This is a genomic window from Ruminococcus sporogenes, assembly GCF_054655175.1.
On sequence record NZ_BAAHOA010000001.1, the window covers coordinates 128,357 to 140,063 of the forward strand.

Below are 11,707 nucleotides of genomic sequence, written 5' to 3' on the forward strand. Positions count from 1 at the left end.
AGGAATGAATTAAATGAAACATTTATTAAAAATGCTTGACCTCTCTAAGGAGGAGATAACAGACATACTTAATCTTGCAGACCAGCTTAAATATGAACTGAAGCACGGTATACCCCACCCGCATCTTAAAGGAAAATCCTTGGGAATGATTTTTCAGAAGGCTTCTACGCGTACGCGAGTGTCGTTTGAAACCGGAATGTATCAGCTTGGCGGATATCCGCTGTTTTTATCGTCAAGCGAGCTTCAGATAGGCAGGGGAGAGCCTGTTCAGGATACGGCGCGTGTGCTTTCGCGTTATATAGACGGAATTATGATCCGTACCTTTGATCAGAAGGAGGTAGAGGATCTGGCGCAATACGGCGATATTCCGATAATAAACGGACTAACGGATTTTTCTCATCCCTGTCAGGTTCTTGCCGATCTTATGACTATCAGAGAATATAAGGGCAGCTTTGACGGTCTGAAAATGTGCTATATCGGCGACGGAAACAATATGGCAAATTCTCTTATTGTAGGGGGACTTAAGGTGGGAATGAGCGTTTCTGCCGCGACTCCTGCGGACTATCGTCCTGCAAAGGAAGTTATGGATTTTGCAGAGGGATTCGACTGCTTTAAGATTACAGACGATCCGAAGGAGGCGGCAAAGGACGCGGATATTTTATTAACCGACGTATGGGCGTCAATGGGACAGGAGGCTGAAGCCGAGGCGCGCCGCAAAGCGTTTGCCGGATATCAGATTAACGACAGCATTATGGCTCTCGCAAAGTCGGACGCTCTTGTTATGCACTGCCTGCCTGCGCACCGCGAGGAGGAAATCACCTCAAAGGTGTTTGAGGAACATGCGAACGAGATTTTTGAAGAGGCTGAAAACCGTCTGCATGCACAGAAGGCGGTTATGGTTAAGCTGATGGGATAATCATGGTCATAAGAGAATACAATACGGGAGATCTTTCGGAAATATACCGGCTATTTTATGAAACGGTTCATTCAGTTAATCTAAAGGATTATACAAGGGCTCAGGCGGACGCTTGGGCCCCGTTTGACTACGACCGCGAGAAATGGAATAATTCTTTGATTGAGAATTATTGCGTTGTCGCGTCAGAAAATAATACCATAACTGGATTCGGAGATATTGATGAAAGCGGTTATTTGGACAGGCTCTATGTGCATAGGGATTTTCAAAATAGGGGAATTGCGACCGCAATATGCGATGAACTGGAAAGCCATTTGGAAGGCAATATTATACGGGTTCATGCTTCGGTAACAGCAAAGCCTTTCTTTGAAAAAAGGAATTACATTGTTATAAAAGAACAATTTGTTAAAAGAAACGAAATTTTATTAAAAAATTTCATTATGATAAAGACTAAGATAAATAATTTTAGAGATATGCGTTAAGCAGCAGTTATTTTGTATAATACGCTATAAATAGAGATAAAAAAGCTGAAAAAATTGTTATAAAAATGGAAACCTTTCCAAACCCATTGACAAAAGAGTAAGGAGGTGATATAATAATAAAGCTGTCGAACGAGAGAGAGCGAAGTCGGAAAATTTTTTTCTCCCAAAAGGTATTGACAAGAGAGAGAAGAAGTGATATAATAGACGAGCGCTCAAAGGAAGCGAGAGAGCGAAGGTATCTTGAAAATTGAACAATGCTAAGAAAAAACAAAACCCTTGTAAATTCTGTATTAATTGAGAGATTAATACAAGAGTAAAAACACAAGCGAAAGAATTGCGAGCAATCGTAATGAAACGGGAGATAGTAAATACCGGAAGGTATTTAATATACAAACTTAATAAAGAGTTTGATCCTGGCTCAGGACGAACGCTGGCGGCACGCCTAACACATGCAAGTCGAACGGACTTAAAAGAGCTTGCTTTTTTAAGTTAGTGGCGGACGGGTGAGTAACACGTGAGCAACCTGCCTCTGAGAGGGGGATAGCTTCTGGAAACGGATGGTAATACCCCATAAAATATAAATATCGCATGATAGATATATCAAAGAAATTCGCTCAGAGATGGGCTCGCGTCTGATTAGATAGTTGGTGAGGTAACGGCTCACCAAGTCGACGATCAGTAGCCGGACTGAGAGGTTGAACGGCCACATTGGGACTGAGACACGGCCCAGACTCCTACGGGAGGCAGCAGTGGGGAATATTGCACAATGGAGGGAACTCTGATGCAGCGATGCCGCGTGGAGGAAGAAGGTTTTCGGATTGTAAACTCCTTTTATCAGGGACGATAATGACGGTACCTGAAGAAAAAGCTCCGGCTAACTACGTGCCAGCAGCCGCGGTAATACGTAGGGAGCGAGCGTTGTCCGGAATTACTGGGTGTAAAGGGAGCGTAGGCGGGATAGCAAGTCAGATGTGAAAACTATGGGCTCAACCTGTAGATTGCATTTGAAACTGTTGTTCTTGAGTGAAGTAGAGGTAAGCGGAATTCCTAGTGTAGCGGTGAAATGCGTAGATATTAGGAGGAACATCGGTGGCGAAGGCGGCTTACTGGGCTTTTACTGACGCTGAGGCTCGAAAGCGTGGGGAGCAAACAGGATTAGATACCCTGGTAGTCCACGCTGTAAACGATGATTACTAGGTGTGGGGGGACTGACCCCTTCCGTGCCGCAGTTAACACAATAAGTAATCCACCTGGGGAGTACGACCGCAAGGTTGAAACTCAAAGGAATTGACGGGGGCCCGCACAAGCAGTGGAGTATGTGGTTTAATTCGAAGCAACGCGAAGAACCTTACCAGGTCTTGACATCGTATGAATAGACTAGAGATAGTTGAAATCCCTTCGGGGACATATAGACAGGTGGTGCATGGTTGTCGTCAGCTCGTGTCGTGAGATGTTGGGTTAAGTCCCGCAACGAGCGCAACCCTTACCATTAGTTGCTACGCAAGAGCACTCTAATGGGACTGCCGTTGACAAAACGGAGGAAGGTGGGGATGACGTCAAATCATCATGCCCCTTATGACCTGGGCTACACACGTACTACAATGGCAATAAAACAGAGGGAAGCAAAACAGCGATGTGGAGCAAATCCCGAAAAATTGTCTCAGTTCAGATTGCAGGCTGAAACTCGCCTGCATGAAGTCGGAATTGCTAGTAATCGCAGATCAGCATGCTGCGGTGAATACGTTCCCGGGCCTTGTACACACCGCCCGTCACACCATGGGAGTCGGTAACACCCGAAGCCGATAGTCTAACCTGCAAAGGAGGACGTCGTCGAAGGTGGGATTGATGACTGGGGTGAAGTCGTAACAAGGTAGCCGTATCGGAAGGTGCGGCTGGATCACCTCCTTTCTAAGGAGCGAAAAGACGAAAGAGTCTGAAAGTTCCGGTCAGACAAGGGTTAAAAGCATTGTTTAATTTTGAAGATATCAGGAAGTCGGGGGTGTAGCTCAGCTGGGAGAGCACCTGCTTTGCAAGCAGGGGGTCAGGAGTTCGATCCTCCTCATCTCCACCAAAAAGGGCGCATAGCTCAGGTGGTTAGAGCGCACGCCTGATAAGCGTGAGGTCGGTGGTTCGAGTCCACTTGTGCCCACCATCGAGAAAAGAAATTAATAGATAATGGAAATTATCTGTTAATTTCTGTTCTTGAAAAAGGATAGAAAAAAAGGCATCTTGAAAATTGAATAAGAAAAGTATGAAGAAAATACAAAAAGTGAAACGACACGATTTTTAATAAAGAAATTAAAAGTCGGGTAAAAAAACTACAATGTATTGAGAACTCAGAAAAGACAAATGGTAAAGCTAGAAAGAGCGCAGGGCGGATGCCTTGGCATTGGGAACCGAAGAAGGACGCGGTTAACTGCGAAAAGCTGCGGTGAGTTGTAAGCGAACTAAGACCCGCAGATATCCGAATGGAGCAATCCACATGAGAGAAGCTCATGTATCATATACTGAATCAATAGGTATATGAGGGGAACCTCCCGAACTGAAACATCTAAGTAGGGAGAGGAAAAGAAATCAACCGAGATTTCGAGAGTAGTGGCGAGCGAAATCGAAAGAGGCCAAACCGACGGAAGCAATTCAGTCGGGGTTGCGGACTGCAAAAAGCATTGTCGAAGCTTAATAGAACAGGATGGGAAGCCTGACCGAAGAACGTGAAAGTCGTGTAAATGAAAAGCAGAGGCAGCAGGCAGAATCCAGAGTACCGCGGGACACGAGAAACCCCGTGGGAAGCAGGGGGGACCACCCTCCAAGCCTAAATATTCCCCAATGACCGATAGCGAAGAGTACTGTGAAGGAAAGGTGAAAAGAACCCCGGGAGGGGAGTGAAAAAGAACCTGAAACCCTGTGCTTACAAGCACTGAGAGCACGTCAAAGTGTGATCAGGTACCTTTTGTAGAATGGTCCGGCGAGTTATCGTATGCAGCAAGGTTAAGAACTTAAGGTTTGAAGCCGAAGCGAGAGCAAGTCTGAAAAGGGCGTCAAGTTGCATGCGATAGACCCGAAACCGAGTGACCTAGCCATGTCCAGGCTGAAGTGGAGGTAAAACTCCATGGAGGGCCGAACCGACCCCCGTTGAAAAGGTGGCGGATGAGGTGTGGCTAGCGGAGAAATTCCAATCGAACTCGGATATAGCTGGTTCTCCCCGAAATAGCTTTAGGGCTAGCGTTGTATTAGATTACCGGAGGTAAAGCACTGAATGGGCTAGGGGCCGAAAGGTTACTGAACCTTATCAAACTAAGAATGCCGGATAATTGATGTACAGCAGTCAGACTGTGTGAGATAAGTCTCACAGTCGAAAGGGAAACAGCCCAGACCCACAGCTAAGGTCCCGAAATAGATTTAAGTGGAAAAGGATGTGGGGTTGCACAGACAACCAGGATGTTGGCTTAGAAGCAGCCACTCATTAAAAGAGTGCGTAATAGCTCACTGGTCGAGTGACCCTGCGCCGAAAATTCAACGGGGCTAAAATCTATACCGAAGCTTGGGCTGCAATTGAAAGATTGTGGGGTAGGGGAGCGTCGTATAAGAGGAGAAGTCATAGCGGAAGCGATGGTGGATTTTATACGAGTGAGAATGCCGGAATGAGTAGCGAGAATTATGTGAGAATCATAATGGCCGAAAATCTAAGGTTTTAGGAGGAAGGTTCGTCCGCTCCTAGTAAGCCGGGAGCTAAGGCGAGGCGGAAACGCGTAGCCGATGCACATACGGTAGAAATTCCGTAGCCTCTGAAAGATTTAAGCACAAGGACACTTGAGAAGCGTTTATCCGGGAGTTGGTGTTCCCGGTCGTAAGGGACCCCGAATGGGGGAAGTAAATGTGGATTGAGGCAAGAAAAGTTGTGTGAATATCTGAAGAGCCCGTACCGCAAACCGACACAGGTAGATAGGAAGAGAATTCTAAGGCCAACGGGAGAAGGGTTGTTAAGGAACTCGGCAAGTTGACTCCGTAACTTAGGGAGAAGGAGTGCTCGAAAGAGCCGCAGAGAATAGGCCCAAGCGACTGTTTAGCAAAAACACAGCTCTATGCTAAATCGAAAGATGACGTATATGGGGTGACACCTGCCCGGTGCTGGAAGGTTAAGAGGAGAAGTGAGAGCTTTGAATCGAAGCCCCAGTAAACGGCGGCCGTAACTATAACGGTCCTAAGGTAGCGAAATTCCTTGTCAGGTAAGTTCTGACCCGCACGAATGGTGTAACGATTTGGGCACTGTCTCAACAACCCGCCCGGCGAAATTGTAGTACCGGTGAAGATGCCGGTTACCCGCGACTAGACGGAAAGACCCCATGGAGCTTCACTGTAGCTTAATATTGGATTTTGGTATTTCATGTACAGGATAGGTGGGAGACTGAGAAGCAAAGGCGTCAGCTTTTGTGGAGTCGCTGTTGGGATACCACTCTTGAAGTGCTGAAATTCTAACCTGCGCCCTTGAATCAGGGCGGGGGACATTGTTAGGTGGGCAGTTTGACTGGGGCGGTCGCCTCCAAAAAGGTAACGGAGGCGCTCAAAGGTTCGCTCAGCATGGATGGAAACCATGCCAGAGAGTGTAAACGCAAAAGCGAGCCTAACTGCGAGACTGACGGGTCGAGCAGTAACGAAAGTTGGAGTTAGTGATCCGGCGGTATGTGAGTGGAAATGCCGTCGCTCAACGGATAAAAGCTACCCTGGGGATAACAGGCTGATCTCCCCCAAGAGTCCACATCGACGGGGAGGTTTGGCACCTCGATGTCGGCTCATCGCATCCTGGGGCTGAATTCGGTCCCAAGGGTTTGGCTGTTCGCCAATTAAAGCGGTACGCGAGCTGGGTTCAGAACGTCGTGAGACAGTTCGGTCCCTATCTGTCGTGGGCGAAGGATATTTGAAAGGAGCTGTCCCTAGTACGAGAGGACCGGGATGGACGCACCTCTGGTGTACCAGTTGTCACGCCAGTGGCACAGCTGGGCAGCTAAGTGCGGAACGGATAAACGCTGAAGGCATCTAAGCGTGAAGCCGGCCTTAAGATAAGATATCCCATTACGTAAGTAAGTAAGACCCCTCAAAGACTATGAGGTTGATAGGTCTGAGGTGTAAGCATGGCGACATGTTAAGCCAGCGGATACTAATAGGTCGAGGGCTTTTCCTTTTGTCAGAGTTCAAATCTTTGCTTTTCTGTTCAATTTAAAAGAGTCAGCCGGTGTTAATGGCGATGAGGTTCCACCTGTTCCCTTTCCGAACACAGAAGTTAAGCTCATCTGCGTAGAAGATACTTGGACGGTGACGTCCTGGGAAAATATATCAATGCCGGCTTTTTGCTTTTTATATAAGGGCCATTAGCTCAGTTGGTTAGAGCAACCGGCTCATAACCGGTTGGTCTGGGGTTCGAGTCCCTAATGGCCCACCAATAGGGGTATAGCTCAGTTGGTAGAGCAGCGGTCTCCAAAACCGCGTGCCGAGGGTTCAAATCCTTCTGCCCCTGCCATATTGCACTGACAAAATAGATGAAAGTGCCTTAAAGTCCGTAGCTACGGGCTTTTTTGATATCCAAATGACGAAAAAAAGAAGTTAAAAATTAAAGATGAAATAAGTGGTAAAATACCGACTGACAGGATTTGAATTTTGAAATCATGAGATATCAAAGCAAATAATATAAATAAAGAATAGATAAAGAAAAGAAAAAACCTTTATCCGCTTTTTTAATATAGAAAATAGTATACAAAATTTCAAAGACCGTTTTGTCTGATATCATGAAAGTGACGTTAAACAAAGCGGTCTTTTTTATGCACTGACGGAGGCGACAACAAAAGGCGTATCAGAAACAGCATATAAATATAAGGAGGAAATCAAGTCGGATTTGTAAATAACGCAGTTCAATACTTTCAGCATACGATAGCGATTACACAGCCGAGGTCAATTACGATTTTCATACGGCGAAGTAAATCGCCGTCCTTTATTTTTTCGGAGATGTGTGGTAAAATGAAAAAGAAAACTGGAATTTGGAGGGGACTATGATGATTGATGAAACGATTATGAAATATCTTGAAGAAGATGTTTGTGATATAAGAGGTTTTGACCGTTCAACGCTTATTTCAGCCGATGAAGGAAAATTCGTACTTAAGGTTGTTCCCGGTGAGGATTGCTCCAACAATGTCGGTACCATTCACGGCGGATTTTTGCTTGCGGCAGCAGATATTGCCGCAAGCGGCGCTTGCGATACATACGGCAGAGAATGTTCTTCCGTTAATTTTTCTGCAAATTTTCTGCGCCCTTGCTTTGCAACAGATGAGTATTTAATGGTTACGGGTAAAGTTTTGAAATATGGAAAGAAAATAGCGGTAGTTGAAGTTGAAATAGTTCGCCCTGATGGAAAACTTGCCTTTAAAGGAACAAGCACATTAGCTGTTTTTGATTCCCTAATAACAGAAGAAAAGTTAAGAAATAAATAGAGCTTAACTTTCAAATAAGAGGTTTATAAGCAGACGGAAGGCGGTAGTTGGTATTTAGAAAAAGTCGCAAATGAGTTTATAGGCATCATAAAGAAACTATTGCCGATTCATATTTAGCAATTATATTTAGGAACAAAAGACGGATAAAGGAAATAATACCTTTATCCGTCTTTTTTATTTAGAACATCATATATAGAAACTCAAATACCGTTTTGTATGGTATCACAAAAGTGATATTGGGCAAAGCGTCTTTTTATGTCAATTTATGACAAAGTAAAAAACGCACGCTTAAACAGTTTCATATGAGATCGGCGCAGAAGTCCAAAACTCTTTGCACAGAAAAAAGCTCTGTTCAATAAATTAATCTTCTTTGTCAAGCAGGCGCAGAGACTTTTTATTTCTAAAGTACAGACATACGCCTATTCCTATAAACGCAATAATAAAAAAGAACAGCGCCGCGCCGCTTCCCTTACCTGTACCGAACATATATGTAAGAACGTTTTCATTTTGCTTTGCCATTATCGGCTCACATACGAATTCTACCACAAAGCCTCCAAGGAAATATCCCAAAGGAATGGTAAAAAATTGCAGAGAATTTCTGACGGAATAAATCCTTCCCTGTATATTTTCAGGAATTTTAAGACGCAGAATCGCTTCCATATTGGCGCTCATAAGCGGTATTGTAATCCAGCCGAGAAATCCGCCGATACTCCATATCAATGCGTTGTTTCCCAAAGCGAGCAACAGGTTTTCCGTACTCATTGAAAACAGCAGACAGTTGCAGATCACCCGTACTCTATTTTTAGGAGGCTTTGCAATAGAGGCAAAAATACTGCCGATAAGGGTTGTTATACCGATAACAGTATTGATAATTCCCATTGTTATCTCAGAGCCGCCGTTTCGTGACAAAAGCATTGCGGGAAATGCGGCATTATACATAGAAGCAACAAGATTGATTGCGGCGAGAAATAAAATCAGCGTAAAAACACCCTGCTGATTTTTCAGCCATATCACGCCGCTTTTTACCGAGCGGATAAAGTTATCGCGTTCTTCCGACCGTTTGTTATCCTCGGGAATTTTTATAAATAAAAGCAGAGTCAAAAATGCCGCCGCAAAGGTGATAAGGTCTATGCAGATAACCGCTTCAAGCCCGAAAAAGCCGATAACCGCAGTTGTAATAATCGGCGTAAGAATAGTGTTTGCCGAGTTTGACATATAACGAAGTCCGCCGACTTTTTGGTAATATTTTTCGGGGAGTATTTTTGTTACCGCAACCTCCGAGGCAGGCGACTGAACGGTATTCATCACTCCGCCCACTGCGTTGATAACGTATATGTGCCATATTTCAAGACGGTTTGAGATAAGAAGGACAAGTACGATAATCGTTGTCAATGTGGTAATACTGTCGCAGACAAGCATTGTAAATTTCTTGTTCCAACTGTCTGACAGCGCGCCGGCGAATACGCTGAAAATCACATAAGGCGCATATGAGCACACCATAAGCGAAGCGGTGGCAAGCGCAGAGCCTTTTTGATTATATGACCAGATTATCAACGCATAAGCCGTCATAGAACTGCCCAAAGCCGAAAACGACTGAGTCAGCCAAAGGATAAGAAATATTTTCATTTCTTTAAACGTTTTATATAAATTGTTCATTTTTAACCTTACTCCTAACTTGATTTTTATTTATTCAAATCAGTGTGCAAGGCTTCGGAACAGAAATTATTCCGCTCTGTTCAGGTCTGTTCCGTTAAACCCTGCACAGAGCATTGTCAATACATAAAAGCATAGCGTTATCCCTCTTTTTTTACTATTAAAATTATACCATATCCCTTAGAATTGTCAAGGCGTATTAAGACGCGCCCGCCTTTGACAGAAGCGTTAATTTACACTGCTATAACTAAAATGATTAGTATTAACGTATAACATTTTCTCTTTTAATTTGTGTAATGGTTTGAACTGCGTTTTTAAATAACAGAAAAAATCGAATAAAGATTTAATTATGATATTGACAGTTGTAAAAATATGGTATATAATATAACCATATTAAGGCAGAAAGGGTTTTAATAATGAAAAAAATTTTAAAAAAGTTTATCACTGTTTTGACTGCATTTACTTCTGCTGTTTCATTATGCGGTCTCAGTCATACGAGCGCTTACTATTCAGGACAAAAGCACACATGGCGTATCTATGAAAAGGTTGCTACTCTGGATATGACATGGTATACCAGCACAGTAAGAAATATAAATAATTATACATTTGTCTCAAGTGTTCAAGAGGAGCTTATCGTAAACAGTTCTAATTTCTTCTCAAGTTATTCATCGGCGTTAAACGCTTTGTCTACAAACTATAAGGGTAATCCCGATGTTAACGGAGAAGGATATCTATCAATGTCTACATGGCGTACTTCTACATCTGTTACTAATTTTAACGTAAATTATACCTACACAACAAGCAATGGAGCTACAATAACTCCTATATACGTATTAGTAGGAGATTTTAATCAGGACGGTTATGTAAATAATAATGACGCAAGCGCTTTGTCCAGTTATCTTGCCAGCGTTTCTGTAGGCGGCTCTTCATCATCGAAGCCGACTGAAAAAGCGCTTCTTGCGGCCGATGTTAATAATGACGGAAAAGTAAATGCGAGAGACTGCTCTATAATTTCACAATTCAGCGTGGGCAATATCAATAACTTTTAAGGTATAGCTGCAATATCTTTACTTACATACGCCCTGTTTACGCTTCGGTAATTAAAAGGTTTATTATTCAATAGTTGATAAGTAAAATTAATGATTAAAAACTGCCTGATTTTGATTTACCTTAAAAGGTCGGTCACAAAATTCATTAGGCAGATTAAGAAGGCTTGAATCCTGAATTTAAACAGGATTCAGGTCTTTTAGTTATATGACAATAATTCAAAATTATCATCTTTGCTTTTACTGTAGATCCTTACTTTTATCCCAAATGCTGCTTGTAAATCTATTTTAAATAAATTTACATTATATATCATCTGATTTAGCGGTTTGATTGCAAAAGACTACGGAATTCCGTCGGCGTTAAATTGCATTTTTTCCTGAACTGCCTTGTAAAATGGGCATATGTTTTATAACCGGACTGAAAGGCGATTTCAGTTACGGACAAATTAGTTGTGGCAAGCAGCATTTTAGCGTAAGCTATTCTGCTTTCTGTCAGATCTTCAATAAACGTTACTCCGAAGGTTTCTTTATATGAGTGCTGAAATGCAGATTTGCACATGCGAACCTCGTGCGCGGCGCTTTCAACTGTTCTGGATTCGAATGGCTTGCTATATATTTTATTTCTTATAGTAACAAGCATTTCCTGCTTAGAACTTAATATAGCCATACTTTCCTGATTTAAGCGCTCGCTTATTTTATTGAATATCAGCGATATGAAATTAGAAATGCTGTTATCCTTATAAAGGTTACATGAGCCGAATTCATAAGCTATGGATTTGAAGCAGAAATCAAGAAAATAAATATTGTCTATTTTGATCGGCGTAGAGTAGGGAATGTTTAACTTTAAAAATTCCTGTTCCTCTCCGGGCTCAAAAAGAAAATGAATCCAGTTATTTTCAAAGGTCTGCTGAGGAAGACACTTATAATATTGAGGCATACCCTTTGGATATATGAAAACAGAATTTTTCGGTATGATTGTTTCAGCATTATCCAGAATAAAAACCGCGTCAGTTTTTAATAATAAAAGCAGATAATCTCCGCTGCCCTCCGGGCGGTTTATAAAAAAATCAGCGTCATGGCAATGATTGTAGCCGACATTGTTAATAATCATCAAAAATCCCTCCTATGCACAAA

At 42.9% G+C, this 11,707-nt stretch carries 6 protein-coding genes, 4 tRNA genes and 3 rRNA genes; 11 read left to right on the forward strand and 2 right to left on the reverse strand.

Annotation, left to right across the window (positions count from 1 at the left end; all coding sequences use genetic code 11):
- Window positions 1-13: 13 nt before the first annotated feature.
- The 10 genes from argF to ACYQ0N_RS00715 all read left to right on the forward strand — a co-directional run bounded on the left by argF (window position 14) and on the right by ACYQ0N_RS00715 (window position 7,874).
- Complete coding sequence (argF, locus tag ACYQ0N_RS00670; RefSeq protein ID WP_177531863.1) at window positions 14-916, forward strand: ornithine carbamoyltransferase; 903 nt, start codon at window positions 14-16, stop codon at window positions 914-916.
- A 2-nt stretch (window positions 917-918) separates the two neighbouring features.
- Complete coding sequence (locus ACYQ0N_RS00675; protein ID WP_460161602.1) at window positions 919-1,395, forward strand: GNAT family N-acetyltransferase; 477 nt, start codon at window positions 919-921, stop codon at window positions 1,393-1,395.
- Between the two features lie 395 nt (window positions 1,396-1,790).
- Window positions 1,791-3,303, forward strand: a 16S ribosomal RNA gene (locus tag ACYQ0N_RS00680).
- A gap of 87 nt (window positions 3,304-3,390) precedes the next feature.
- Window positions 3,391-3,466 (forward strand) — tRNA-Ala (locus tag ACYQ0N_RS00685).
- A gap of 4 nt (window positions 3,467-3,470) precedes the next feature.
- Window positions 3,471-3,547 (forward strand) — tRNA-Ile (locus ACYQ0N_RS00690).
- A 199-nt stretch (window positions 3,548-3,746) separates the two neighbouring features.
- Window positions 3,747-6,574: ribosomal RNA gene (locus tag ACYQ0N_RS00695) — 23S ribosomal RNA — on the forward strand.
- 47 nt (window positions 6,575-6,621) lie between these two features.
- Window positions 6,622-6,738 (forward strand): 5S ribosomal RNA (gene rrf / locus ACYQ0N_RS00700).
- The 16S, 23S and 5S rRNA genes sit together here with 4 tRNA genes alongside, the layout of an rRNA operon.
- A 17-nt stretch (window positions 6,739-6,755) precedes the next feature.
- A tRNA-Ile gene (locus ACYQ0N_RS00705) sits at window positions 6,756-6,832 on the forward strand.
- A 2-nt stretch (window positions 6,833-6,834) separates the two neighbouring features.
- Window positions 6,835-6,910, forward strand: a tRNA-Trp gene (locus ACYQ0N_RS00710).
- A 526-nt stretch (window positions 6,911-7,436) separates the two neighbouring features.
- Window positions 7,437-7,874 carry a hotdog domain-containing protein gene (locus ACYQ0N_RS00715; RefSeq protein WP_177532207.1) on the forward strand — a complete coding sequence of 146 codons (438 nt, stop codon included), beginning with the start codon at window positions 7,437-7,439 and terminating at the stop codon, window positions 7,872-7,874.
- 360 nt (window positions 7,875-8,234) lie between these two features.
- Here the strand turns inward: ACYQ0N_RS00715 and ACYQ0N_RS00720 are convergent, their stop codons facing one another.
- On the reverse strand, window positions 8,235-9,530 hold the full coding sequence (locus ACYQ0N_RS00720; protein WP_460161603.1) for an MFS transporter: 1,296 nt from the start codon (window positions 9,528-9,530) through the stop codon (window positions 8,235-8,237).
- Window positions 9,531-9,943: 413 nt separating this feature from the next.
- Here ACYQ0N_RS00720 and ACYQ0N_RS00725 point away from each other — a divergent pair, with 413 nt between their 5' ends.
- Window positions 9,944-10,576 carry a dockerin type I repeat-containing protein gene (locus ACYQ0N_RS00725; protein ID WP_460161604.1) on the forward strand — a complete coding sequence of 211 codons (633 nt, stop codon included), beginning with the start codon at window positions 9,944-9,946 and terminating at the stop codon, window positions 10,574-10,576.
- 316 nt (window positions 10,577-10,892) lie between these two features.
- Here ACYQ0N_RS00725 and ACYQ0N_RS00730 read toward each other — a convergent pair whose 3' ends face one another.
- Window positions 10,893-11,684 (reverse strand): AraC family transcriptional regulator, encoded by a 792-nt coding sequence (locus tag ACYQ0N_RS00730; RefSeq protein WP_460161605.1) that lies wholly within the window; start codon window positions 11,682-11,684, stop codon window positions 10,893-10,895.
- Between the last annotated feature and the right edge of the window lie 23 nt (window positions 11,685-11,707).

Coding starts and splice junctions, on each gene's coding strand:
- argF (WP_177531863.1), top strand. CDS start 14: ATGAAACATTTATTAAAAATGCTTGACCTCTCTAAGGAGGAGATAACA.
- ACYQ0N_RS00675 (WP_460161602.1), top strand. CDS start 919: ATGGTCATAAGAGAATACAATACGGGAGATCTTTCGGAAATATACCGG.
- ACYQ0N_RS00715 (WP_177532207.1), top strand. CDS start 7,437: ATGATGATTGATGAAACGATTATGAAATATCTTGAAGAAGATGTTTGT.
- ACYQ0N_RS00720 (WP_460161603.1), bottom strand. CDS start 9,530: ATGAACAATTTATATAAAACGTTTAAAGAAATGAAAATATTTCTTATC.
- ACYQ0N_RS00725 (WP_460161604.1), top strand. CDS start 9,944: ATGAAAAAAATTTTAAAAAAGTTTATCACTGTTTTGACTGCATTTACT.
- ACYQ0N_RS00730 (WP_460161605.1), bottom strand. CDS start 11,684: ATGATTATTAACAATGTCGGCTACAATCATTGCCATGACGCTGATTTT.